Consider the following 25873-nt stretch of genomic DNA (forward strand, 5'->3'; position numbering starts at 1 on the left):
AGTGACAAGCACCAAGAGGATACGATACCACAAGCACTCACAAAATCATAGTCTCGGCGTGGCGCGCTGGATTACTTGCGCGCTTTGCGTTCACGGACATTGACCGAAATCTGAATCGGCGACCCCTCGAACCCGAACTCCTCACGCAGCTGGCGCTCGATATAGCGCCGGTAGCCGTGCTCCAGGAACCCGGTGGCGAAAATCACGAACCGGGGCGGACGGCTCGACGCTTGTGTGGCAAAGAGGATACGAGGCTGCTTGCCGCCGCGCAACGGGTGCGGATGCGAAGCCTGAATCTTGCCCAAGAACGCGTTGAGCTTGCCGGTGGGGATGCGCTTGTCCCACGATTCCAACGCTTGACGCATCGCCGATGCCAGACGGTTGGTATGCCAGCCGGTCTGCGCGGAAAGATTCACCCGCTGCGCCCACGTGACCCGCTCGAACTCGGTCTTCCACAAGCGTTCCATGCGCTGACGGTCGAACTCGTCCATCAAATCCCACTTGTTGAACACGAGCACGATGGCACGCCCCGCATCCACAGCCTGGCTCATCACCTTCAAATCCTGGTCAGAGATGGGCTGGGAGGCATCGAAGAGCACCAGCGCAAGCTCGGAACGCTCGATGGCGGTCTGCGTGCGCAGCGACGAATAGTACTCGGCTCCAGACAGCTTGTGCAAGCGGCGTTTGATGCCGGCCGTGTCGATGAACAGCCAATCCTCGCCGTCCACCTCGATCACCTCATCGACCGGGTCGCGCGTGGTGCCGGCAAGGTCGTTGACCACGGAACGCGTCTCGTGCGCCAACTGGTTGAGCAGCGAGGACTTGCCCACGTTCGGTTTGCCGATAAGCGCGATGCGGCGCAAACCGGACGGCGTGAGGAACCCCGAGGTGCGCTCGGCCTTGGACAGCGTATCCATGGCCACGTCGAGCAGATCTCCCACGCCGCGCCCGTGCATGGCGGACACCGGGTACGGCTCCCCCAGCCCGAGCTTCCAGAATTCGGCGCTCAGGTATTCGCTCATGGTGTCGTCGATCTTGTTGACCGCCAACAGCACCGGTTTGCCGGCCTCGCGCAGCATAGTGACGATGCGCTGATCGGTGGAGGTGATGCCCACCTGCCCGTCAACCACCAGAACGACCGCGTCGGCAAGCCTCACGGCAATCTGCGCCTGAGAGGCGATGGCCGACTCGATGCCTTCCACGTCAGCCTCCCAGCCGCCCGTATCCACGAGTTTGAAATCGGTGCCCGCCCATTCCGCGTCATAGCTCACGCGGTCCCGGGTCACCCCGGGGGTGTCCTCCACTACGGCGGCGCGACGGCCAAGGATACGGTTGACCAGCGTGGACTTGCCCACATTGGGTCTGCCGACCACCGCCAGCACACCCACCGCCTTGGACTTGGCTCCATAAGCGTCGCTATCGGCATCGCCCTGAAGCAGCGCGCGGTCGGCATCGTCAAGGTCGTAGCCGTCAAGGTTGGCGGCGTAACGCGCAAGGTTCTGCTGCTCCTGCGCATCCTCCACCAGTGCGATGAGACTGTCGAGCGTCTGCTCGAACGTCATGTCGGAATTGTCGACCGTGGTGACTCCGGGAGCCGCCTCGGTGAAATTGGTGGTGCCGGAGTCGGCCTTGTCTCGCGCCGCTACATTCTCGGCGCCCACTGCGCCCGTCTGTCCGCTCTGCTCGGTGCGCCTGGCCTGACGCACCTCTGGGCGGGCCGTGAGCAGCACACGCACCTCGGCGTTCGGTGAGACAACCGTGGTGATGTCGCGCCCCTCGGCCACGATGCCCGCACCCTTGGAATACGACCCCTCACCGGCCTCGCCGTTGATGTAGGCGCGCTGGGCTGCGATGAGCAGGTGGCGCACCGGCAGTACGTTCGAGACCTTCGAGACGTGAGAGGAGACCGACGAGTCGCGGATGTCGCCGCTGACGTCAACGCCGTCAACGTAGACACCGGGCTTGCCCGGGTCGAGGCTCACGTCGAAATGGTCACCGGTGAACAGCTCTCCCACCACCTCGGTGACCAGCCGTTCGTCCACGGTCTCGGCGTCCAGATCGATGCCTTGACGCATGCACCACCATGCCGCCGTACGGTACATGGCGCCGGTGTCGAGGTATGCGAAGTCGAAATATTTCGCCAACGCTTTGGACGTCGAGGATTTGCCGACTCCCGCCGGCCCGTCAATGGCAACCCGGATCACAGGCCCACCTCCTTGGAAAGCGCGCGGACTTCAGGCTCGGAGAGCACACGGTAGGAGCCCGGTTTGATGTCGCCCAGATGAATGGGCCCTATCTGCGTGCGCACCAGCCGGCGCACCGGGAAACCGATGGCGCCGAAGATACGGCGCACGATGCGGTTCTTGCCGGAGTGCAGCACTACTTTGACCATCGTGGAATCGCGCTTGGAGTCCACGATGGCGCAGCGGTCGAGCCTGATGAGACCGTCATCGAGGTTGACGCCCTGAGTGACGAGCCTGCGGCACACGTTGCCGCCGATATGGCCGTCCAGTGTAGCGAGATAGGTCTTCTCCACCTCGTACTTGGGGTGCATGACGTGTTGGCTCAGTTCGCCGTCGTTCGTCATGAGAATCAGTCCTTCGGACTCGTAGTCGAGACGGCCCATATGGAAGATTCGCTCGTACTTGTCCCCCACGATGTCACTCAGCGTGTATCGTCCTTTGGGGTCGTCCATCGTGGAGAGGACCTTCTTGGGCTTGTTGAGCGCCAGCGTGACGTGCCGGTCGTTGACACGAATGCGAGTGTCGTCAACGCGGATCTGCTGGCTTTCGGGGTTGACGCGGGTGCCGAGTTCGGTGACGAGTTCGCCATCGACCTCCACGCGCCCTGAAGTGATGATTTCCTCGCATTTGCGCCTGGAACCGAAGCCGGCCTGAGCCAGCACCTTCTGCAAGCGAATGCCGTCATTGTCTGTGGTGTGCGCCTTCTGGGCGCGGGAATATGCGTTTGGCATCGTTCTCCCAACGTGGCCATGCGGCACGATGGCCGCCGGTATTTCCTGTATATACATGCACTGCGCCGCATACCAGTGGAAGATTTTCGTACAGCGATAACGCTGTGCGGTGCGGCTTCCGCTTGAATGAGGCGTGCAAGTCACCAAGTATACCTTAATTACTGTGCTTCTGCTACCATGGCGGCGTATGTGCGCAACACCACATTTGTGACATATGCAACAAATAACCGATACACAAGGATGAGTGATGACTGAACAAATGACACAACCTGTGACCAAGAAAGTCAATGTGCGGCGTCTGCTGCTGTCTTCGGGTGCCGAGCTTGCAGGAACGTTCCTGATCTGCTTGGGTATCTACCTGGTCTCCGCGCTGGGGGCAGCGCTCTATGGGTCTAACCTGATACTCGTCATGCTGACCACGGCGTTTGCTTACGGTGTAGTCACGCTCATCTTCGACCGCGTTAGCGATGCACAGTTCAACCCTGCCATCACCGTTGCAGCCATGCTCACCGGCCGTACGGGTATCCTGCAAGGACTGTGCTCCATCGTGGCTCAGGTGATTGGCGCCATCGCCAGCGCTGCCGTGCTCCGCTTCGTCATCCCCACCTCCAAGGAAGCCACTGCCTCCATCTGGTTCACCGGGGCAGTCAACGGTTTCGGAGCCGGCTCCATGTCCAATGCGCAACTCTCCCAGGTGCATATCACCTTCGGCCTGGCATTCGCCATGGTGGTTGAGGTAGTTGCAGGCATTATCATCGTGGCCACTTTCATGCGCACCACCAGCACGGGCAACACCTCCTCCCCTATGCGTGCAGCAGCGATGGCCGCAGCGTACGCAGTCGGCGTGGCCATCACCTACCCGGTGACCGGATCGTCCCTCAATCCCGCTCGTTCCACCGGTATCGCCATCTTTGCAAAGGGAGCCAAGCTGACGCAAGATCCGCTGCAGCAGCTCTGGGCCTTCTGGGTTGGTCCCATCCTAGCCGCGGCATTGGTTGCCATCGTGATTATCTTCACGCAGATCGGCAGCGACAGCGCAGACAAAAAGGTCGAGAACAGCATGCAGAACGCTGACCTCGTCGATAGTGCTTTCGGTGACGTTGAAAACAACGCGAGCATGGTTCCTGGTGCGGACAATGCAGCACAAGCTGAGCAAACCGAGATTCCAGTCGCAGTCGAGATTGCTGAAGAGACCGCGTTCGAGTCGGTCGATGATCTCTCTGCAAATCAAGACGACCACGATACAAAGCGCTGATGTAGGTTAGGCCTATTCAACAGGCACATGCATGCGGCGGGGGCTGCGAACTTAGTTAGTTCGCAGCCCCCGCTTTTGCGTAGTCAACGATGGCATGCCGGTCGTATGGATGCAAATGCCTTGCGCAGCTGAAGCGACCCAGTGAAGAGATTCCATAAACGTATCGTCAAACAGCTTTTCCAGCAGCACCTCAGTGACGGAGGTTCCAAAGCAGGAACGCACGGCACGGAAGCTTTGCGGAGCCTTTACGCTACATCATCATTTCGATACTGATATATGTGACCAGTAAACCAAAGCCCAGCGCATAGGAAATGAAAACGTCAAAGCCGATAGAACGGACCTTCCACGGGCTGCGATCCTTGAGCACCAACCGCAATGTACCCGTCACCAAGGCTGTCAACGCCAAAATTATCGTGGCAGCCATCGTATGCCCCAACCAAGCCACCACAGCCGCCACTGAGACGACGGCGAACACCACCCATTCGGCGACAGGACTGCCTTCGCTCTCTTCGGAAACATGCGGATGCTGGACGTTCATATCCACTCCCTTCAGGCAGGCTGGTCTTGTACGACCATCAATGTGATGTCACTGTATCATCAGGCGCGGCATCGCGCGACTGTTCAGGCTGTTCGTCACGACTCCCCCGCTGGCGCAAACTACGTACCAGCACTCGCACCGCCGACACCAGAGCAACCAGTGTGAGAGCCGCCAACCACGCCGCACCAAGCCCCATGGCAGTCTGTTTGGCCGTGACATCAAGCGATGCTCGCACATTCACTCCGACATGGCTGAGACGCTGCTTGCCGAGCGCTCCGTCACTGAGAGAAAACAGCGCGGCGAACACTCCATACACCAGTGCTCCGCCAAGCAGGAAAGAACCTAAAGGATACAGCAACGAGACCAGACGTTGTACCAGATTGATCGGGCTGTGCACAAGATTTCGCGTTACCGCAAAATGTGAAGGTGCAAACAGCAGCATCAGACCTACAACAAGTCCACATACCAAAGGCAGCGATACGAGAACCATACGCAAAGTACCATTGGAAACGGCATCGGGAAATATACCGAATATGGGAACCGGGGGCAAGCCTGAGGACTCACCTGTCCACAAGGTAAACTTCGCCAGATCGCCTATGGCGAATCCACCACCGAACAGCCAGGAAACAGCCCAAATACAAAGGTTAGGCAGCCAAGCCAGTGTGGCCACAGTAGTGACGATGCGCGACCCCATCTGCATGCCCGAAGCGCGGAAGAGATATTGCATCCCGGTATAGTTGAACACCACCCATGCCGCTACGCTGATCAAACCCAAAACAAGGTAAACCACGACAATCACTGCAGTGAGCTTGATGGCCGTCGAGACTGCGGCACATGCCTTATTGGCCTTCTCGCCACTGACATGCTCGCTGATCCAAGCCACCAGCCGACTGTCCGAAAGCACAGCCAATGCAAAACCAATCGTATATACCGCGGCGGTTTTCAGCAGTATTGAAGTTGTGCTGTCGTCAAGCACAACCGACACGTTCTGTGCGAACAGCCAGTTGACCACCATCCACGTCAGTGCGCCGGACAAGTACGAGCGCGCATCAGTCGAGGTGCGTTTCACCACTGTTCGCACCGTCCACACCAAAGCAGCGGTGAGCAGCAGTGGCATAATGGTGAGTGCCATGGAATCCGTAGTAAACCCTATGCCTTGACTGAGCAGCAGTACCGCCAAGGTAAGCGGTACAGACATGCCCGAAAGACTGGCTGCACCTTCTTCCATGGAGATGATGAGCAACCCGATCGCTATCAACATGGCCAGTACGACCGTGACCATACCGAGGGCGGCTAGCGCTCCTAGCACCCCTTTCAGCCACGGCTTACCAGCTGCTCGCTCACTGCTCATGGTTCAATGCGTTCAAGGCCTCACGAGCAAAGTCTGCCGCTTGCGCAGGAGTCTCACCGACTTTGATGCCGACGGCCTCAAGAGCGATCTTCTTATCCTGCGCAGTGCCTTTGCCTCCAGAGACAATGGCACCGGCATGACCCATCTGCTTGCCTTCAGGAGCGGTGAACCCGGCGATGTAGGACACCACAGGCTTGCTCATATGCTCCGCCGCCCAGCGTGCGGCATCTTGTTCAGCGGTTCCACCGATCTCACCGATCATCACCACAGCTTTGGTCGCATCATCATGTTCGAACGCTTCCAACGCTTCCACCAGCGTAGTGCCGACGATTGGATCTCCGCCTACGCCCACACACGCCGTAAAGCCGATATCGGACAGCTCTCCCATCATCTGATAGGTCAGCGTACCTGACTTGGAAATCAAGCCAAGCGGGCCGGACGAAACGATACCGTCCGGGATGATACCAAGATTTGCGCCGGCGGTGCCGTCGGGTCGAGGCAGTGTCATCAGTCCGGGGCAGTTTGGCCCAATGATGCGAATGCCCTTGGAAAGAGCCAATTCCACGCAGTATGCTGTGTCGGCCACAGGAATGCCCTCGGTGATGACCACAATGAGAGGAATATCGGCTTCGATGGCTTCAAGCATCGCACTCTTGGCAAACTTGGGAGGAACGAAAATCACGCTTGCCTGTGCGCCGGCACGTTCTACGGCCTCTGCGCATGTGGCGTACACGGGAATGTCGATGTCTCCCTCGGCACGGTCGATGCTGAAGGCAACGCTGGTACCGGCTTTTCGGGGATTGACACCGGCAACGATGTTGGTGCCGGCCTGCAACATGCGACCAGTGTGCATCATGCCTTGTCGGCCTGTCATACCTTGTACGATGACTGGCGTATTTCCGTCTGCAAACAGTTTCATCAGTGTTCCTTCCGGCTGGCTGCGGCAAGCTTTGCGGAGAGATCCGCGGCTGCCTGCATGGTGCGGCATACATGAACGTTGCTCACCTGGGCGTGACGCAGCGTTTCGAGTCCTTCACTTGCTTCGTTACCGTCAAAACGTACCACGAGCGGCACATCCGTGTGCAATTCGTCAAAAGCTTTGAGTATGCCTTGCGCCACGAGCTGGCACGAGGTGATACCACCGTACACATTGATAAGCACTGCGTTGACCTGCGGATCGCTCAGTACAATGCCCAAGCTTGCGCTCATGACCTCAGCCGACGCGCCACCGCCGATATCCAGGAAGTTGGCAGGCTTGGCGCCGTTGCCTTGTGCAGCACCGGCTCCGGAGACAGCGTCGAGTGAGCTCATCACCAATCCTGCACCATTGCCGATCACCCCTACTTCACCGTCGAGGTGCACGTAGTGCAGACCATACTCTTTGGCCTTCGCCTCGTAGGAGTCGAGCTGATCAGCAGCTGCGAACTGCGCCCAAGTCTCGTGGCGGAAGGAAGCGTTGTCATCCAAGGAAATTTTCGCGTCCAGCGCGCACAGCGACTTTGAACTCTCATCATCAGGATCCCCGACTTTTGCGAGTGGATTGATTTCCACCAGCGTGGCATCGTTCGCCTTGAAGCACTGCCACATCTTGAGCAGAACTTGGGCAGCCTGATCAGTGTCCGCATGATAAAACCCGATGGACTCTGCCATGCTGCGCGCAGCATGTTCGTCAAAGTCTTCGAGGGCACTGATGTGCAGGCGTTTAACCGACTCAGGATGAGCCTTGGCGATCTCTTCAACCTCTGTGCCGCCGTTGGCAGTGGCAAGCACGTCGAAATCTCTGGAGCTGCGATCCAGAGAGATGGATACATAATACTCGTGAAGGATGTTCTTGGCCTGAGCCACCAACACCCCGTTCACCTGATGTCCGCCAATGGTCATACTCAGGATACGCTCTGCCTCACGCGCAGCCTCGACGCTGTCTGCCACAACAGCTACACCGCCGGCCTGACCACGGTGGCCTATCTTGACCTGGGCCTTCACCACGCAGGGGTAGCCGATTTGCTCTGCGGCGCTAAGCGCTGAGGGCACGTCGGAAGCATAGATGGCCTGTGGGGTGTTGATGCCCTGCTGTTCGAGCAATTCACGAGCCTGATATTCGTAAAGATCCATGACCTCTCCTGTTCGATGAAATGATATTACGGCAGAGCACAACTACGCAGGCATGGAGACCAGGCAGCTGGACGGGTAATCCCCCAAGTCTTTGACGCCATTGAGGCCTTCAAGTTCCATAACGAAGCTAAAGCCTGCTACAGTTCCGCCAGCCTGCTCAATCAGGTTCGCTGCAGCTTTTGCAGTGCCGCCGGTAGCGATGAGATCGTCGACAATGAGTACTTGTGCCCCTTGGGGAATCACGCCCTCTTCAATCTCGACGCAGGCTTGACCATATTCCAGTGAATAGTGCTCGCTCAACGTTGGAGGAGGCAGCTTACCTGCCTTACGCACTGCGATAAAGCCTTTGCCGAGTTTCAATGCGAGCGGAGGGCCAGCTAGGAATCCTCGAGCTTCCAAACCTGCGATGTAGTCGAAGGAATCTACTGAGACGGGAAGAGCTTGTTCCAGCGCCTCGATCATGATGCCAAAGGCTTTGGGGTCGGCCATGACCGGCATGAAATCGCGAAACAGAATATCTTCTTTGGGGAATCCTGGAATAGTACGAATCTTGGATACAAGATACTCCGCGTCGCTGGGAGCGATGCGGTCAAGGGCTTTACTGGTGATGTCCAATGCTGACATGTCTACCTTTACTGTGTGTCTGTCTGCGGAATTGCATGGTATATGCCCGGCTTCGGTATTGCGGACATACCAAAATTACGACTACTCGTGGTCGGACTTCGACTCGTCGGTGTCTGCCGCCTCATCCTCCTCAGAAGAGGACTGAGATGGCACAGAATCATCCTGCCGCAGCTCGTCAGCACTCAACGTGGACGGTGTCTCGGCTGATTCCTTGTTTTCGTTGTCCTGTGCATCGGCCGATGAGTCGGCAAGCTTCTGATCGGTCTCACCGCTTTCCACGGCAGGGACGATCGGATTGCCCTGCTCGTCTACATCGTCATCATCGACATATGCGGGACGCACGTATTCACGATTGACCGCAGAGAACTTGAAACGCAGCTGCGAACCTTCTGAGTCGATAACGATCTCCTCATATTTGGTATCAACCGATACAACAGTGCCGATGACACCGCCGATGGTGCTGACTAGAGTCCCTGGGGCGAGAGATGCGCGGAAATCCTTGACTTGGGCCTGTTGCTGCTTGCTCTTGCGGCTTGACCACCACATCATAACGGCCATGAGAATGATAAAGATGATAAGGAACAACATATTTGCGTCCACGAGAGACTCCTTGCACAAGACTTACCGGCGTGCCGAAGGCATGCCTAACAACGAAATTCTAAGATAGCTTACTGACATCATCGGGAGGAACCAGCCCCAGATGACGCCAAGCCTTACCGGTAGCTACACGCCCCCTGGGAGTGCGCATGAGGAACCCTTCGCGAACCAAGTAAGGCTCACACACGGTTTCTACGGTTTCCGATTCCTCTCCCACCATGGCGGCAAGGTTGCTCAATCCCACGGGACCGCCGTTGAAATGCTTGACCATGGCGTTCAGCACAGCTAAGTCGAGACGGTCCAAACCCTCTGAGTCAATCTGGTACAACTCCAGTGCCTCGCATACGTCGTTCGGTCCGATTTCGTTCAAATCATGAACGATGGCCCAGTCGCGCACACGCCGCAACAGACGGTTGGCGATACGCGGGGTGCCACGCGAACGAAGAGCCATTTGGTGCGCAGCGCCTTCTGCCAATGTGATTCCCAGCACTTGTGCCGAACGCTCGATGAGCTTTTCTAACTCCTCGTGCGGGTAAAAGTCCAGATGCGCGGTGAAACCAAAACGTGCACGCAGGGGGGACGGCAGCATGCCCTCTCGCGTAGTGGCTCCGACAACGGTGAATCGGGGCAACGTGAGTGGAATCGATGATGCCCCAGGCCCCTTGCCCACCATGACATCGACACGGAAATCTTCCATAGCGATATACAGCAATTCTTCTGCTGCTCGAGGCAATCTGTGAATCTCGTCAATGAACAGCACTTCTCCAGCATCCAGGGAACTCAAAATAGATGCCAGATCGCCGGCATGCTGCACTGCGGGACCACTGGTGATGCGGATAGGGACCTCAAGCTCATTGGCCACAATCATGGCGAGCGTGGTCTTGCCGAGACCGGGAGGGCCTGCCAGCAGAATATGATCCGGAGCGGTGTCACGTTTGCGTGCTGCATCAAGGAACAATTGCAACTGGGCTTTGAGCGTGGGCTGCCCGATGAATCCATCGAGTGCGTGAGGACGAAGTTCCTCCTCGCTCACGGGTTCGTTGCCTATGGGATTGGCGGATATCGCCTGTAACGAAGCTTCGTTTGCGCCACTATTGAATGTCGAGTCAGATTGTCCGCTTTCGTTCAATGATTCCTGCACATCAGGCTGGTACATGTGTGCCTCGCTGCCGTCGAAGTTACGGTTTCCTGCCATTTACAGCCCCCGATCCAACGATGACAGCGCCAGCTTGAGCACTGCCGGAATATCCGCACCGACCAATGGCACGGACACACTGTGTTCCTTGCAAACCTGCTCCACAGCCTTGACCGCATCAGGTTCTTTCCATCCCAAAGACTGCAGGCCATCAATAACCTGCTGCGTTCCTTCGTCACGATGAGCAGAGGCTTTCAAACCAGTGGCTTGCACATCGTCCATCTTCAGTGAGCCGCTGAGCTCGAGAATAATCTTCTGCGCGCCCTTTTTGCCCAGGCCCGGAGCTTTGGCCAATGCTGCCGCATCACCTTGCGTCACGGCCGCAATGAGCTTGTCGGCCGGCAGTGTAGAGATGAGGGAAAGAGCCACTCTCGGACCAATCCCGCTGACCTTCTGCAATTGCAGGAACATGCGCTTTGACGCCATGCTAGTGAACCCGTACAAGGTCACAGCATCTTGAGAGACGTTGAGCGACGTGAACAACTTCACAGCGGCTCCGGTATGCAGCGTCATCAACTCCGCAGAAGGCATGCGGACCTCAAAGCCGACACCGTGTACATCGATGAGCGCAATATCCGCAGATACGGACTCAATGCTGCCTGACAACATCCCGATCATGACACTCCCCTTACTTGTGTTTATGAATGCACTGGTCGTGATGCGGTAAAGCGTGTACCACAGCACTCATTCGAACATACGTTCGATTCTACATGCCTCGGTCGACTCCACGCCTTCGCTTGGAACGCTGCGCCGCCTCAGCCCACTGGCGCTGAGCCAACGTCAGATGCTGCTCGCGCTCACCGCCTTGCAGCGCTCCTGAGGGGCGCAGCGCATGGCAAATGGCCTGTGCCAAGGCATCAGCAGCATCAGCAGGCTGTGGAATCTGGCTCAGATTAAGCACCTGAGCCACCATCCGTTCCACCTGAATTTTTTCCGCACGCCCGTTGCCGGTAATCGCCATTTTCGCTTCGGTCGGCGTGTGCAGCGCCACAGGAATGCCGCGCTGAGCCGCAGCAAGCATTGCCATACCCGCGGCCTGCGCAGTACCAAGCACCGTATTGCGATTCTCTTGAGCAAATACACGTTCGATGGAAACCGTATCTGGAGCAAACCGGTCAAGCTTCTCAGACAAACCGTTGTATATCTTCAGCAAACGTAAATCCTGGGAGGTGTGCGGATCAGAACGAATCACATCCACATGAACGAACGAAAGCCGGCGCGAGGCACCGGCTTCGATCACGCCGACACCGCACCTGGTCAGGCCTGGGTCAACGCCTAGGATAATCACTACTACTCTTCGTCGAGCTTGGCCATCACCTCGTCCGACGCCGTCCAGTTGCTGTACACGTTCTGCACATCGTCCAGGTCGTCAAGGTTGTCGATGAGCTTGGTCACCTTCTGCGCGTCTTCGAAGGTCAGCTCGACCTCGTTGCTCGGCACCATGACCAGATCGACGGAATCGTAATCGATTCCTGCCTTTTGCAGCGCCTCACGCACCGGTACCATCTCAGAGGTGCCCGTGCTGATGACATATGCTTCGCCTTCGTCGCTCACATCTTCGGCACCGGCCTCAGCGGCAACCTCGAACAGATTGTCGTAGTCCACCCCCTCGGAAGGTACTACGATCTGGCCTTTACGCTCAAAGTTGAAGCTCACAGCACCATTGGTAGCCAACGAGCCATTGCCCTTGGTCAATGTGGAGCGTACGTCTGCAGCGGCGCGGTTGCGGTTATCGGTCAAGCATTCGATAATCAAGCCGACGCCGGCAGGTGCGTAGCCTTCGTAGACGATGGACTCGTAATTGGCCGCACCAGCCTCTTCACCCGAACCACGCTTGACAGCGCGCTTGATGTTGTCGGCGGGCATCGAAGACTTCTTGGCCTTCACGATTGCGTCGTACAGCGTGGGGTTGCCGTCAGGATCTCCCCCGCCCATGCGTGCGGCGATCTCGATGTTCTTGATGAGCTTGGCAAACAGCTTGCCACGCTTAGCATCGATGGCGGCCTTCTTGTTCTTGGTGGTCGCCCACTTGGAATGCCCTGACATATTGCTCCTCGCAGGTTGTGGTTACAGTAAATCCGGTTTTCAATTCTAGGGCGGTTTCACGACAAGACGTGAGCATAAACGTTGAGTACCTGTTCGGCAACATTCGGCCAGTCATATGCCCTGGCACGGTCCGCGCCCGCTTGCTGCAACGCACAGCGCTTCGTGTCGTCTTCAATGACCGTGCAAATGGCCCGAGCACAATCGTGGGCTTTACCATTGGCGAACAACGCGGCCGACTGACCACCATCGCTGACATCCTTGAACGCCGGCAGATCCGAGGCCACCACGGCGCATGAGGCCGCCATGGCTTCAGCCAGCACAATGCCGAAGCTTTCGCCACCGGTCTGCGGCGCCACATACACGCTTACCGACCGGTAGAACCGAGCTTTGTCAGCGTCACTGATGCGGCCTAAGAACTCGAAGTGCGATGCAAGCCTGCCGCTGCCGTCCAAATCTGAAAGTATCTTCAACGCGTCCTGTTTGCCATCGCCAACGCACAAGAATCGTGCTCGGGGATACCGTTTGACGACATCCAGCGCGGCTTGGGCGAACACGGTAAAGCCTTTACGTGACTCTCCCATGCGACCCAGGAATCCGATAGTCGGTCTCTCTTCTGTTCCCTGCCATTGCTTCATCGGTTGGGCAGAAGCAAACTGATCATAGGCAATGCCGTTGGGTATGGTGCTGTACCCAAGCCCGTGCGGAGCATAATTGCGCATGGTCTGTGCGGCGGCAGGACTCACGCAGATGGCTGCCGCCAGTGGTGAGAGATAGTGAGAAAGGTATCCGCCAAACAGTTTCAGCGCCAATGGATACGTGTTGAACGCGGAATGGAAAGTGCCGACAAAAGGCGGGTGCTGCCCCATGGTGAGTGGTTTATGGCTCAAGGATGGGGTTTCCGGCTCGTGCAGGTGAACGATGTCAAAATGACCTTGACGCACCCACCTGCGCACCTGTTGCCCTACCGTGCCGAAATAGCTCAGACGCGCAACCGATCCGTTGTAGGGAATACCGAACGACGAACCGGTGGTGTTGACCCACAGTGGCATGTCGGCAGTGCGTCGGCCTGGAGCCAGCACCGTGACATGGTGGCCTTGGCGCATAAGTTCTTCGGCGAAATCACGAATGTGAAATTGCACGCCGCCCGGAGTCTCGAACGAGTAAGGCGAAATAATGCCGACGTTGAGCTTTCTGCCGCCCAATGGGTCGTTGCGGTGCTGCTGTGATGTAGGCATGATTATTCCTTTATTCGAGATGATGTAGCCGATGACGCGACACCGGAATCGGGCTGCACGGTAGGCGCGCCTTTGCTGCGTTGCTGTCCGCTATGCAGTTCCTGCAGTTGCCGTTCGTCCAACTGATCGACGATGTGCTGCGGCACGTTTTTCAGTCTGCTGAAATCCAGATCAGCCAAGAAAATCGGCTGAAGCATGTGCCAGTCCTGCGGATGCTGAGCTATGCGTTGTGACCAGACATCGACCCAGGCTTGAGTAATGGCGGTGATGGCATCCTCGCGTGGCAGTGCGCGAAAACGATCGATGTCCAACGGCTCATCAATGTAGACGGCATAGCCGTGGCTGGTTCCTGCACGACGGCGCGCCTCACCGGTAAGTTTTTCCCGATACATGGTGACGACGAACAGCGGTAGCCCGGTATCAAGCGCCAATGCGGCAGGTCCTCGCGCCACACGAATGGTGGATCCAAAGGCCTGTACGAATTCACCGTTGGGGCCAAGGTCGCGGTCGGCCAGCAGCGGCACAGTGACATGCGAGGTAGTCAGAATATCCTCAAGCTGTTCGGTAAGGCCATGCTGCCCGGTAAGCAACACTGTGATGCCGAGTCGTTTACGGATGGCGATGAATGCGTTGAGCAGCTCATCATCCCCCAGTCGTTCCGCCACCGTAGTGACCGGAGCAAGTCGATCGCCTGCAAGCAGGCCTTCGTAGTCCCAATTTCCCTGATGCCCGATGGCGATGGGAATAGACATCCCTTGATCATATACGAGCTTACGCGCTGTTTCATACCCCGGTCCAGTCGGCCTAGTTCGGGCCAGCAGCCGTTCAAGACTGTGACCTCCGACCGTCATCGCCTCAGCGAAATACGCAAAATAAGAACGCATGCCTTGGCGTGACGCCGTACGAAGACGCTTCCGGGATGGCTCAGAACCTTCACTGAACGTCATGATGCGGTGCAGATTGCGCTCCAGCTGAGCAACGCCACCGGCACTCAACAACCAGACCACATCTGCAGCTAGTCCAAACAGTGCACGCAGCAACGGTTCGGGAATGAACCGAGGATGGTTCGCAAGATAAACGAGGATACGATTAAACATACAGTCGCCTCAATGGCACAGCGTCTCAGTGCCGGTCGCTCGGTTGATCTGGCCCCACGGCGGCTGCGCTGTCGGCGTTCATCTGCCGACGTACCTCAAAAATACGTTGGAAGACCGTTACCGTTCCCAACAAGGCCAAAACAACTTGGAAAGCCATAAGCCACACCGGGCTGGAGAACACACCAGACAGCAGCATGCCGACAAGGATGATGACCAAGCGGTCGCTGCGGGTTGCAACACCATTTTTTGCCTCGTATCCTACCGATTCGGCGCGGGCGCGAGCGTAGGAGGTCACGAACGATGTCATGATGGCATACAGCGTGGCGCCGATACCGATCCATCCGATGATGTCGGCATTTGTGAGCTGACTTGATTCCAGCGACATGCCGCCGTGCAGAAGGAAGTACAGCACCACAGCGATAAGCACCGCCCAGTCGGCGATGCGGTCGAGTGTCGAGTCCAGAAACGCACCGAATTTCGTTCCACCGGTAGTCAACGCGGCCACTGAGCCATCGAGCGAATCGAGTACGACGAACACAGCCAGCAGGATGGATCCGGGAACCAGCCATCCGGTGATACCAGTGGCCAATGAGACCACGATGGTGCCGAGCGCGCCAAAGATCGTGACCATGTCGGCGGTGACACCGATGGACACGAGTCCTTTGGCGACGGGCGCTATGCAGCGTTTAAACCATGGGCGGAGTTGTTCGAGCATGAAGCAGTCCGTACGCTTTCGTCTATTGCGCGATCGGCGCGGTCTGAGCCTGTGCGAAATCGTCCGCAGAATTGACCTGGATACGATCCTTGATGACTTGCAGGATGCGAGCCTTGGCCTCGTCAAGCGGCACACCATTGAGTTGGCTGCCATCGCGGAAGCGGAAGCTCACCGTATTCTGGCCGCGGTCCTCATCGCCGACAATCAGTGTGAATGGTGTCTTCGATTTGGAAGCGTTGCGAATCTTCTTGCCAAACCGGTCATCAGACAAGTCCATCTCACAGCGAACGGTCTCTTCCTCCAGGGACTCGATGAAGCCCTTGAGATAGTCAACCGAATCATCGGTCACCGGGATGCCCATGACCTGCACAGGTGCCAGCCATGCCGGGAACGCGCCTGCATAGTGCTCAAGAAGAATCGCGAAGAAGCGTTCGATGGAGCCGAAGAGCGCACGGTGAATCATGACAGGGCGCTGGTGAGTGCCATCGCTTGCCACGTACTCCAAATCGAAACGCTCCGGCAGATTGAAGTCGAGCTGAATCGTGGACACCTGCCATGTACGGCCAATGGCATCTCGTGCCTGCACGGAGATTTTCGGCCCATAGAATGCCGCTCCTGCGGGATCGTCCACGAGTTCCAGACCGGAGTCCTTGGCCACTTCAGCCAGCGTGGAAGTCGCTTCCTCCCAGATTTCATCAGAACCAACGAACTTCTTCTCATCCTTGGTGGAGAGCTCCAGGTAGAAGTCGTTGAGGCCGAAGTCCTTCAAGAGCCCCAGCACGAAGTTGAGGATGGACTTAAGCTCGTCCTTCATCTGCTCGCGTGTGCAATAGATGTGCGAATCGTCTTGAGTAAGACCACGCACACGGGTCAGGCCGTGGACCTCACCGCTTTTCTCGTAACGGTATACGGTACCGAACTCAAAGAGTCGCAGCGGCAACTCCTTGTAGGAGCGCTGACGCGAACGGAAGATGAGGTTGTGCATCGGGCAGTTCATGGGCTTCAGGTAGTAGTCCGAACCTTGCTTGGTGACGTTGCCGGCCTCGTCTTTCTCCTCATCCAAGTGCATGGGCGGGTACATGCCGTCCTTGTACCACTGCAGATGGCCGCTGGTCTCGTACAGGCCGCCTTTGGTGATATGCGGAGTCTGTACGAAACTATAGTGATGCTTGCGGTGCTGCTCGCGAGAGTAGTCCTCCATCGCGTTGATGATCGCCGCGCCCTTGGGGTGGAAGACCGCCAGGCCGGGGCCGATGTCCTCAGGGAAGGAGAAGAGATCCATCTCCTGGCCGAGCTTACGGTGGTCGCGCTTGGCGGCCTCCTCCATGCGGGTCTGGTAGGCCTTCAGGTCATCCTTGCTGGCCCACGCTGTGCCGTAGATGCGCTGCATGGACGGATTGTGTTCGTCCCCGAGCCAGTATGCCGCCGCTGCGCGCTCAAGCTTGAACGCTTTGATGAAGCGAGTGTTGGGCAGGTGCGGGCCTTGGCACAAATCGGTCCACACGGTCTTGCCGTCGCGATCCACGTTGTCGTACATCGTCAGTTCACCGAAGTTCGGAACCTCGGTGCCTACCGTCTCGTCAATCTCAGATTCTTTCTTATCGATGAGCTCAAGCTTGTACGGCTGCTGGGCTTCCTCTTGTTGCGCTTCTTCCTTGCTGATGGCGCGACGACGGAAGGACTGGGAGGACTTGATAATCCTCTTCATATGCTTTTCGATCTCTTTGAGATCGTCCGGGGTGAAGGGCTGCTCAACGTCGAAGTCATAGTAGAACCCGTTGTTGATGACCGGGCCGATGCCGAGCTTGGCGTCCGGACGAATCTCCTGCACAGCCTGCGCCATGACATGTGTGGCTGAGTGACGCATGATGGCCAGACCATCATCGCTGTCGAGTGCGATCGACTCCACGCTGTCACCGCTGCTCAACGGTGTGTACAGGTCACGGTTCTTGCCGTTGATACGTACGGCGATGATGTCCTTGTTCTCTGCGAACAATTCGGTGCCGGTCTGCGTGGCTGGCACCTCCCTGCTCTCGCCGTTCACTGTGATGGAGATGGTCTGTTCAGCCATAGTTGTCCTTTGCTTTCAGGGCCCACGTTACTGGGGCAGGCCTGGACGGTAATACAGCTTTCCACGATATGGGGTTACAACGACAACAGCGTGTCATGAGCTTGAGAAAATGAGAGAAGCAAGATTCAAAAAGATGGAGCGGACAACGGGACTCGAACCCGCGCTCTCGACCTTGGCAAGGTCGCGCTTTACCAACTAAGCTATGTCCGCAAAAGCAACAGAGGCCAGTATATTGCAGTGTTGGTACATACGCAACCTACAGCGTGGCGCGTGTACCAACACACTAGCGGTCACACCGCGTGCATACCCCGCTGTGCCGTTTGCAAAGCAATGCGACTTGCTCTCATCCCAACGCTTCTTCCGGCAGAGTTTCCGCGTTTGCCTTCTTGCGGTAGATATCCGGTTCAACGTAGATTTCAAAGCGATAGAACGGCAATTCCGCGCGCACCGAGGCCTCAATTTTGTTCACCGTTTCCACATCGTAATCACGGTCGAGCTTTGAGGTCTGCACTTTCAGGCACAACAGGATATCGTCTTCGGCCATATGCATGGCTTGCATGTTGATAAGGCGTTCCACACCTTCAGTGTGCTCAACGGCACGTTTGATACGAAGCGTCGTCGAGGCGTCCACTCCCTCACCGATCAGCAGTGATCCGGATTTAAGCGCCAAAGCCACCGCTCCCACGATAAGCACCAAGCCAACCATGAAACCACCCAAGGCATCCCATGTTTCATCACGAGTGACCAGAGCCATGCCAATGCCTAAACCGGCAAACACCAAGCCTATCAACGCCAGTGTGTCTTCCATCATGACCGCCGCAAGTTCTGCGCTTTTGGTATGGCGCCAGAAATGGAACAGACCATGCTGCTCTGCGCCGATGCGCTCGATGCGTTCTCGTGCCTCATGAATCGAGGTGTGTAGCCCATAGCCTTCGAGACACGCCGAAACCAACACCACTGCCAGAGACGCCATCAATTCCAAAGGTTCCACATTGTGAGGGAGATTGCCGCCAAGCAGCCCGACCAATTTGCTGAAACTTTGTTCAAGAGAGAAGAGGCCTCCGACGAAGAACAGGAGTGTGGCCACAAGGAACGACGCAAGATATTTGGCTCGATACAGACCGAAGGGACGTTGTTTGTCGGACTTTGCCGCCGCCCTATCCCCCACCATGAGCACCAGTTCGTTGGCGCAGTCCGCCACCGAGTGCACAAATTCCGAAATCATGGCAGACGAGCCGGTAAATACCGCTGCAGCACCTTTGGCTACCGCCACACCAACATTTGCCAACAAGGCAGCCTTAACCGATTGACTTGCCATATTTACTCATACGCTCCTTATTGCACGGAAAACCAGAGATTCCAGTCTACAACTCAAGTCAACCATTGCGCCATAAAGGCACGGGAGCGCCTCTGCTCTCAGGAGAGGCTGTGCTATCGCGGTAGCACATCTACTCGGCAGTGCTCTGGGACGGATTCGTTTCGCTGTCGTGCACGCGCACCATGGCGTATTGCGATTCGTAGAGCCGGTAGTATGCTCCTTTGAGCGCCAGAAGCTCCTCGTGCGAACCATGCTCGACGATCTGACCGTGATCTATGTAGAAAATCTCATCAGAGTTTTCAATGGTCGACAGTCGATGCGCGATGATGAAGCTGGTCCGGCCTTCAAGCAGGCGGTTCAACCCGGCCTGTAGCGCTTCTTCTGTTCTGGTGTCGATGCTGCTGGTGGCCTCGTCGAGAATCAGAATGCGCGGGTCGGCAAGCAGCACACGGGCAAACGAGATCAGTTGACGCTGTCCGGCAGAAAGCGTGGAACCGCGCTCCTCCACCTTCGTGTCGTACCCTTCGGGCATCTCCATGATGAACTCGTCGGCATGCACTGCCTTGGCCGCATCACGGATTTCATCATCTGTGGCATTCAAACGGCCGTAGCGTATGTTCTCCTTGACATCGCCCGAGAAAATGAACGTGTCCTGCAACATGACGCCCATCTGGCGGCGCAGCGAGTTCAGCGTGACATCACGCACATCGTACCCGTCTATGGTCACCGAACCTTCGGAGACATCATAGAAACGAGACAACAGATTGATGATGGTTGTTTTGCCGGCACCGGTAGGCCCTACCAACGCAATCGTCTTGCCTGGTTCGATATGGAAATCGACGAGGTTCAGAATGTTGCGGCCGCCTTGCTCATATCGGAACACCACATCGTTGAAATCGACCGCGCCACGAATTTGAGGCAGATCGATGGCGCCATCCTTATCAGTGATTTCCGGCTTGATGTCGAGCGTTTCGAAGATGCGCTCAAGATAGGCCGAGCAGGTGATGAGCTGGTTGTAGAAATTGCCGATGTTGATGACCGGGTTCCAGAAGTTGTTGGCGTATCCCACAAAAGCAATGAGCACGCCTGTGGTCACGTTCACGCCACCAAAGCTCATCACACCCACGTAATAGATGAAGGCGATGGTGGTGGCGGATATGGTCTGCACACCAGGCCACATGAGGCTTTGCACGTGCACAGCACTCATCCACGAGGAACGCACCGCATCCTGCTGCTCTTGGAACGTGTCATACTGCTTGTTCTCCTGGGCAAAAGTCTGTGTGGTCTTTACACCGGCGATCGACTCGTGGATGTACGCGTTGAGGTTGCTCTGCTTGTTGGACAGCTTCTGGTAGGCGCGCCGCTGCAACACCTGAAGCACACGCACCCAGATGATGAGCAGCGGGAAGAGCACCAGGCTCCATAACGTGAGCCTCCAGTCGATGAAGAACATGACAAACAGGGTGATGATGAACGTGAACACGTCGGCAATCACACTGATAAGCCCCGAGGACAGGGTGTCCGAAAGAGTGTTCACATAGTTGACCACTCGTGTCAGTATCTTGCCGTGTGGCCTGGAATCGAAATAGCTGAACGGCAGTGACTGGATATGAGTGAAAATGTCACGCCTCATGTCTTTGAGCATGAGTTGGCCGACGCGAGTAATCTCCATGGTGCGGTATCTCAGGCCACATTCGAAAAGCACGATAAGCACTGCCAATGTCAGGGACAGCATCCCCAGTTGGCCGAGATCCTTGTCTGGAATTGAACTGTCAATCATGATCTTGGTGAGATAAGGAACCGTCACGTTGACACAACTCATGGCTATCACTACAGCCAGGATTCGAGCCACACGTCCAGCGTACGGCTTCAGGTAAGCCGCCACTCGGATGATGTCATGGAAGTTGATTTTTTCGTCGAGTTCTTCGTCTTCTCGGTACGTGTTGCGCTGAGCCATCTCTTTCCGCTCCCCTCAGTTTTCAAAGCCCTGTGACTGGCCTGATTGCAAGCCGAGTTGTTTGCGATAGATTTCCCAGTATCTCCCGTGTGCCGCCACGAGGCTCTCATGGTCGCCTCGCTCGACGATTCTCCCCTGCTCAAGTACGAGAATAAGGTCTGCATCTTTGATCGAAGAGATGCGATGGGCAATGGTGACGATGGTTTTGCCTCCATCCAGGTTCTTGAGATGATCCTGGATTTCCGCTTCCGTTTCCATATCGACCGCGGATGTGGTGTCGTCCATGATGAGGATCGCAGGATCGTCAGCCAGAGCGCGAGCCAAGCTCAAGCGCTGCTTCTGCCCTCCGGACAGTCCGACACCCCGTTCGCCCACAACCGTGTCATATCCTTCCGGCATGGAACGTATGAAATCGTCGGCTCCGGCGATGCCTGCCATCTGGCGGATGTAATCGTCGGTCCGGCTTCCGGTTTCCATACTGCGTTCTTCGGAAGAGGTCGGAACGCCTGCATTGACGCCGAAACCAATATTGTCACCTATGGTATCGGAGAACAGGAAAGTATCTTGCGCCACAATGTTGACTTGGCTGCGGAGCGTGGCAAGTGGCCAATCTTTGGCATCGATGCCGTCGATTGACACATGTCCGACTGTGGGATCATAGAAACGCGCTATGAGATTAACAAGTGTGGACTTGCCTGAACCGGTTTCACCGAGAATGCCGAGTTTGGTACCTGCCGGCACAAAGAAATCCAAATCCTTGAGAATTGGCGTGTCGGGGTCGTCCGGGAAGGCGAAACTGACGTGGTCGAATCTGATTTCTCCGCTAATGCGGTCCGCACTGGTTTCTTGCCCTCCTACTTGAGAGCGAATTGAGGCTGCCTGTTTGACCGCTGTACGTGCATCTGGTTTTTCGGATATTTTTGAAGTCGCCGTGAGCAGTCTGCGGATTTTGACACAGCTGGCGTTGAAATGCTCCCAGTCGTTAATCAGCCATCCTGCCTGCCGCACCGGTCCGTCAATCATCCATAGATAACTGTTGAAACTGACCAGATTGCCAAGCGTCATGTGGCCTTTGATAACCAGCAAACCGCCCACTGCCAAAGTAATGAGTTGCAGCGAGAATCCGAGACCATCAAGCCACGGCATGTACCGGCGAGAATTGCGTGCCGAGTCCATGTTCTTGGACATGTAATCGTCGTTGCGCTCGTCGAACTTGTGCGTTTCGTAATCCTCGCGCACAAACGCCTTGACCACTCGGTTACCTTCGATATTCTCCTCGACCATGGAGTTGAGATCGGCCAGAGAGTTCCGGATGGAATAGAAAATGGGGTTGGCGTGCTTGGCGAGTTGCCGTACCAGAATAAACAGGAAGGGCGTCGTACAAGCCAGAACTAGCGCAAGCCGCCACTCAATCGAGAACATGATGGAAAGCGATGCCAGGAACATGACGATAGCGTCGAGCATCTGGTAGGTAACCCAGCTGACAAAATGGCGGACTGCATCGGTATCTGAGGTCATGCGACTCATAATGTCGCCGTTGCGCGTGTGGTTGAAATAGGTAAAGTCAAGTTCGTGGAGTTTTTCATATTCGTCGCTGGCAAGACGGAAAACAGTGTTCTGCCCGAACCGTTCCATCCACATCTGGTAGCCATACCGCGTGGCAACGCGCACTACAGTGACCACAATCATCATCACGCACAGCCTGGTGAGCCTATCCACGTGATGCTGTGTGATGACCTGATCCACCAGCATTCCGGAGAGCAACGGCATGATCATCGCCATCACATCGTTGATGACGAATAGCACTATGGAGCCGAGAATACGCGGCAAATCGTCACGGCAGTAAGCCCATACCCATTTCAGGTTGCCTGCATTCTGGTTTCGTGTCGGGTCAACATACATGCGAGAATCTCTCCCATTCTCAAGTGCGCCGGGCATGGTTTCGGCTATCCGTTGCCGTTGTACGATTGATGGTTGGCATCTTCGTCTGTACCGCTCATTCCCTTGCGAATTGCGGTACGCACATACTTTACCTATGACATATGGACGACGGAAGTTTTGCTTTGGCTGATGAGAAGAATTGTCGAATCTAGACGGCATTGAGAGACATGATTACACTCTGACCACAATTAATAATTAATAGCCAGCACCGCAAAAACAACAATCCATATTGTGTTGCATAACAGATGTAACGTATTTACCATTGTCTTGACGTTTAAGGATTGCACTGCCACATACCCGTTTTCTCACCGATTCTCTTTATCAGCAGTTTTTGCTACGCAAAATCCCGAACAGGTCAATCCCCATAGTCTTACTCGCCGCAATAACAATAAACACAAGCACCAATACCACTGTGATACCTTGCAGAAGCAAATCAGAGGCCAACAAGCACTTCCACACCCTAGGCAGCCGGGTCCTAGCTAGACGGACACGATACCCTTCATCGACATCACCATACAGAACATTCGCAATTCGCACAAACAAGTGCAGGAATGGATGCCAGCCCGCAGCCATCATCAACATCTTTGACTCAGGAGCAGTACCGGCGGGAGGATTCTCTGGCCCAAAAGTGTCACGTTGTGCGGCATCGTCTACAACTTGAGCATCCTCCGCGGCGTCTTCACTAGACCGTTTAGCATTCGGATCTAAGCCAAGATTCATCGTAGGCTGGTCAATTGCCTGCAGCTCGCGAAACTTTTTATCTTCATACTTATCGAAGTCAGACAATGATGCCATCCTTCTTCAATCTGCGGATACGCTGCTTCACCGCGCTAACACTCACATAAAAGTAATCAGCAAGCTGATCAATATCCCATCCTTGTTTGAAAAGGTTGACGAACTTATCCTGCGGCATGAGAAGATTACCTGCGAACTCGTCGGCATAGAACTCATGAAGATCATACCCTTGACTGCCGCTCCTCCCATCCGACCAAGAACCTTGACCTTCGGTAAACGTGTATTCCCTATCTACAGGGTTAGCCTGCATCCTTTCACAGTAATGTCCTATCTCATGAGCCAGGGTAAACAATCGACGTTTCACCCCATCTTCCGTCGACAAATACGCAGACGTACCGGCATCCTTATGAATGATGGCACCGGACTGCCTGGGATCGGTGAACCGAGCAGTATACACGTTGATACCCATACTCTCAGCAATGCGATACACATTGACAGGGTATTTCTCATTCCAATGTTGAGCAAGTATGCGCTCAGCATCCTCACGTGCTTTGTCCTTGACCAGTAAATCCATGTCCCACCTCTTTTCTTCGTATACCTATTCTAAGGCACTCACCAGTATTGTGCGGCACGCCTACAGCGCAAACAGATACCAATCCCTAGAGCATCAAAGTCTTTTCGATACTTCCAAGGCGTTCGACAACGTGCCAGTCATGTGTAAGCCCAGGTATGACTCACTGTCACGAAAGACTGAACTATGTTGCAGCCAACACATCAGGTAGTGTGCAAATTGTCCAGGATACACTGATAGCGATTGCAAGCTTCTCTTTCGTAAGGATGCTGATTAATAAAATCTCCTGTCTTTCAACATCACTCTGAGTCCTTCCTGTTCAGCGACGATGTGCCTTCCCCAGACGCATTTGAAGTTGACGGGCATGAGTTTGTCATTCACATCATCGGTAAGTTTGCGATGTTGTTGTTTTCCTCTGTCCTGTCGAACGCCATACTCCATGTGTTCGAGCTGAGCACGGAGGCTTGTTGTGGCTATCGCTGAATGTCGAGAATGAGGTTCGCGGTACTTGGAACATATATAGTCTCACCGTATGGAGGTCAATACTCCATCCGCGGCCGGAAATCACGGGTCACGACCTTGCCGTCACTCCTGGACGATGCATATTTTGCTCTCCATGCAGCTCCGCGTCGGATGACACTGCCGAATTCGTTTCTTGTTCTCATACCCTTAGTCATGCGACCGTCTCCATGGACGAGCGAAAAGCACCGTTTGCGACACTCCTCGAAAATAAGGGTTTTTGGGACGAGATGGACGAGGATTCCGTCAAATCGGCAAATCTCCACAAAATCTTCACATTTGAAAGCCGGATTTTGCTGGTTTTGAAGCTTTTTGAAGAATGGGCGAAAAATGATGGTACCTTAGTTGGTACCTTAACCCCCCATTTTTTGCACGAATGTGCTAACCTTGGAGACAAAACGGGAATGCCGCGACACGCGGTAATATCGGCGAAATCGCGACGTTTCAGGGGTTTGAGATGATGAAGGAAAAAAGTATGTGTGGGTGATACTGGAATCGAACCAGTGACCCCTTCCGTGTGAAGGAAGTGCGCTAACCGCTGCGCCAATCACCCATATTCTGTTATTAGCTGTAACCAGCTGAGTGGGCGATACAAGATTCGAACTTGTGACCCCTTCCGTGTCAGGGAAGTGCGCTACCTCTGCGCCAACCGCCCGGGTCTTTGAACAGCCCAATCTCTCAGGCTCTTCGAGGTGGGTACGAGAGTCGAACTCGTCTATACGGCTTTGCAGGCCGCTGCCTAACCGCTTGGCTAACCCACCGTAAGGTTCGTGCAACTTTCTCGGACCTAGAGCGGACAACGGGACTCGGACCCGCGGTCTCGACCTTGGCAAGGTCGCGCTTTACCAACTAAGCTATGTCCGCATGTGTTGACCGGCTTGCACCGGAGCACGAGAGATAACTATATACGCTTGCCTCGAAAGTGCCAAATCCTGCGTGTCGTTGGCGGATTTCTGCCGTTTTCACAATTCCTTCACCAATGGCATAAGCATTCACCGCACCTCATTGCACAAGACTATGAT

General features: G+C 55.7%; 23 protein-coding genes and 5 tRNA genes. 2 read left to right on the forward strand and 26 right to left on the reverse strand.

Annotation, left to right across the window (positions count from 1 at the left end):
- Positions 1-71: 71 nt before the first annotated feature.
- Together der and AC3B5A_RS01520 are read right to left on the reverse strand one after the other, a co-directional pair.
- Positions 72-2204 carry a bifunctional cytidylate kinase/GTPase Der gene (gene der / locus AC3B5A_RS01515; RefSeq protein ID WP_489798261.1) on the reverse strand — a complete coding sequence of 711 codons (2133 nt, stop codon included), beginning with the start codon at positions 2202-2204 and terminating at the stop codon, positions 72-74.
- Entirely contained in the window at positions 2201-2974 is a 774-nt protein-coding gene (locus AC3B5A_RS01520) for a pseudouridine synthase (RefSeq protein ID WP_489798262.1), read from the reverse strand. The genes der and AC3B5A_RS01520 overlap by 4 nt, the downstream gene beginning before the upstream one ends.
- A 247-nt stretch (positions 2975-3221) precedes the next feature.
- On the opposite strand from AC3B5A_RS01520, the gene AC3B5A_RS01525 reads away from it, so the two are divergent.
- On the forward strand, positions 3222-4229 hold the full coding sequence (locus AC3B5A_RS01525) for an MIP/aquaporin family protein (RefSeq protein ID WP_489798264.1): 1008 nt from the start codon (positions 3222-3224) through the stop codon (positions 4227-4229).
- Between the two features lie 250 nt (positions 4230-4479).
- Here the strand turns inward: AC3B5A_RS01525 and AC3B5A_RS01530 are convergent, their stop codons facing one another.
- The 20 genes from AC3B5A_RS01530 to AC3B5A_RS01625 form a co-directional block, all read right to left on the reverse strand.
- Positions 4480-4767 (reverse strand): DUF3017 domain-containing protein, encoded by a 288-nt coding sequence (locus AC3B5A_RS01530; protein WP_489798265.1) that lies wholly within the window; start codon positions 4765-4767, stop codon positions 4480-4482.
- 37 nt (positions 4768-4804) lie between these two features.
- On the reverse strand, positions 4805-6118 hold the full coding sequence (locus AC3B5A_RS01535) for a cell division protein PerM (RefSeq protein ID WP_489798267.1): 1314 nt from the start codon (positions 6116-6118) through the stop codon (positions 4805-4807).
- Positions 6108-7037 carry a succinate--CoA ligase subunit alpha gene (gene sucD / locus AC3B5A_RS01540; RefSeq protein WP_489798269.1) on the reverse strand — a complete coding sequence of 310 codons (930 nt, stop codon included), beginning with the start codon at positions 7035-7037 and terminating at the stop codon, positions 6108-6110. Before sucD ends, AC3B5A_RS01535 begins: the two co-directional genes overlap by 11 nt.
- Positions 7037-8230, reverse strand: a complete 1194-nt coding sequence (sucC, locus tag AC3B5A_RS01545) for an ADP-forming succinate--CoA ligase subunit beta (RefSeq protein ID WP_489798271.1) — start codon at positions 8228-8230, stop codon at positions 7037-7039. The genes sucD and sucC overlap by 1 nt, the downstream gene beginning before the upstream one ends.
- 42 nt (positions 8231-8272) lie before the next feature.
- Positions 8273-8854 carry an adenine phosphoribosyltransferase gene (locus tag AC3B5A_RS01550; RefSeq protein ID WP_489798273.1) on the reverse strand — a complete coding sequence of 194 codons (582 nt, stop codon included), beginning with the start codon at positions 8852-8854 and terminating at the stop codon, positions 8273-8275.
- Between the two features lie 81 nt (positions 8855-8935).
- The gene (locus AC3B5A_RS01555) at positions 8936-9442 is read right to left on the reverse strand and encodes a preprotein translocase subunit YajC (protein WP_489798507.1); all 507 of its coding nucleotides are present in this window, start codon (positions 9440-9442) and stop codon (positions 8936-8938) included.
- Positions 9443-9512: 70 nt separating this feature from the next.
- Positions 9513-10607 (reverse strand): Holliday junction branch migration DNA helicase RuvB, encoded by a 1095-nt coding sequence (gene ruvB, locus AC3B5A_RS01560; RefSeq protein WP_489798509.1) that lies wholly within the window; start codon positions 10605-10607, stop codon positions 9513-9515.
- Between the two features lie 39 nt (positions 10608-10646).
- A complete protein-coding gene (gene ruvA, locus AC3B5A_RS01565; RefSeq protein ID WP_489798275.1) occupies positions 10647-11264 on the reverse strand; it encodes a Holliday junction branch migration protein RuvA in 618 nt (205 codons plus the stop codon).
- 88 nt (positions 11265-11352) lie between these two features.
- Positions 11353-11934, reverse strand: coding sequence for a crossover junction endodeoxyribonuclease RuvC (gene ruvC, locus AC3B5A_RS01570; RefSeq protein WP_489798277.1), 582 nt, complete (start codon positions 11932-11934; stop codon positions 11353-11355).
- A gap of 2 nt (positions 11935-11936) precedes the next feature.
- Positions 11937-12692 carry a YebC/PmpR family DNA-binding transcriptional regulator gene (locus tag AC3B5A_RS01575; protein WP_489798279.1) on the reverse strand — a complete coding sequence of 252 codons (756 nt, stop codon included), beginning with the start codon at positions 12690-12692 and terminating at the stop codon, positions 11937-11939.
- 56 nt (positions 12693-12748) lie between these two features.
- Entirely contained in the window at positions 12749-13927 is a 1179-nt protein-coding gene (locus tag AC3B5A_RS01580) for a glycosyltransferase family 4 protein (RefSeq protein WP_489798281.1), read from the reverse strand.
- A gap of 2 nt (positions 13928-13929) precedes the next feature.
- A complete protein-coding gene (locus tag AC3B5A_RS01585) occupies positions 13930-15024 on the reverse strand; it encodes a phosphatidylinositol mannoside acyltransferase (protein WP_489798283.1) in 1095 nt (364 codons plus the stop codon).
- Positions 15025-15049: 25 nt separating this feature from the next.
- Entirely contained in the window at positions 15050-15739 is a 690-nt protein-coding gene (locus AC3B5A_RS01590) for a CDP-alcohol phosphatidyltransferase family protein (RefSeq protein ID WP_489798285.1), read from the reverse strand.
- A 22-nt stretch (positions 15740-15761) separates the two neighbouring features.
- The gene (gene thrS / locus AC3B5A_RS01595; protein ID WP_489798287.1) at positions 15762-17810 is read right to left on the reverse strand and encodes a threonine--tRNA ligase; all 2049 of its coding nucleotides are present in this window, start codon (positions 17808-17810) and stop codon (positions 15762-15764) included.
- Positions 17811-17944: 134 nt separating this feature from the next.
- Positions 17945-18020: transfer RNA gene (locus AC3B5A_RS01600), tRNA-Gly, on the reverse strand.
- Positions 18021-18153: 133 nt separating this feature from the next.
- A complete protein-coding gene (locus AC3B5A_RS01605; RefSeq protein WP_489798289.1) occupies positions 18154-19128 on the reverse strand; it encodes a cation diffusion facilitator family transporter in 975 nt (324 codons plus the stop codon).
- A 130-nt stretch (positions 19129-19258) separates the two neighbouring features.
- A complete protein-coding gene (locus AC3B5A_RS01610) occupies positions 19259-21085 on the reverse strand; it encodes an ABC transporter ATP-binding protein (RefSeq protein WP_489798291.1) in 1827 nt (608 codons plus the stop codon).
- Positions 21086-21100: 15 nt separating this feature from the next.
- Complete coding sequence (locus AC3B5A_RS01615) at positions 21101-22987, reverse strand: ABC transporter ATP-binding protein (protein ID WP_489798510.1); 1887 nt, start codon at positions 22985-22987, stop codon at positions 21101-21103.
- A gap of 360 nt (positions 22988-23347) precedes the next feature.
- The gene (locus tag AC3B5A_RS01620) at positions 23348-23812 is read right to left on the reverse strand and encodes a hypothetical protein (protein ID WP_489798293.1); all 465 of its coding nucleotides are present in this window, start codon (positions 23810-23812) and stop codon (positions 23348-23350) included.
- On the reverse strand, positions 23805-24335 hold the full coding sequence (locus AC3B5A_RS01625) for an ImmA/IrrE family metallo-endopeptidase (RefSeq protein ID WP_489798295.1): 531 nt from the start codon (positions 24333-24335) through the stop codon (positions 23805-23807). Before AC3B5A_RS01625 ends, AC3B5A_RS01620 begins: the two co-directional genes overlap by 8 nt.
- A 686-nt stretch (positions 24336-25021) precedes the next feature.
- Here AC3B5A_RS01625 and AC3B5A_RS01630 point away from each other — a divergent pair.
- Complete coding sequence (locus AC3B5A_RS01630; RefSeq protein WP_489798297.1) at positions 25022-25312, forward strand: hypothetical protein; 291 nt, start codon at positions 25022-25024, stop codon at positions 25310-25312.
- A 19-nt stretch (positions 25313-25331) separates the two neighbouring features.
- Here AC3B5A_RS01630 and AC3B5A_RS01635 read toward each other — a convergent pair.
- The 4 genes from AC3B5A_RS01635 to AC3B5A_RS01650 all read right to left on the reverse strand — a co-directional run bounded on the left by AC3B5A_RS01635 (position 25332) and on the right by AC3B5A_RS01650 (position 25715).
- Positions 25332-25404: transfer RNA gene (locus tag AC3B5A_RS01635), tRNA-Val, on the reverse strand.
- A 30-nt stretch (positions 25405-25434) separates the two neighbouring features.
- A tRNA-Val gene (locus tag AC3B5A_RS01640) sits at positions 25435-25506 on the reverse strand.
- Between the two features lie 35 nt (positions 25507-25541).
- Positions 25542-25612, reverse strand: a tRNA-Cys gene (locus AC3B5A_RS01645).
- 30 nt (positions 25613-25642) lie between these two features.
- A tRNA-Gly gene (locus tag AC3B5A_RS01650) sits at positions 25643-25715 on the reverse strand.
- Between the last annotated feature and the right edge of the window lie 158 nt (positions 25716-25873).

Source organism: Bifidobacterium sp. ESL1133 (assembly GCF_058107325.1).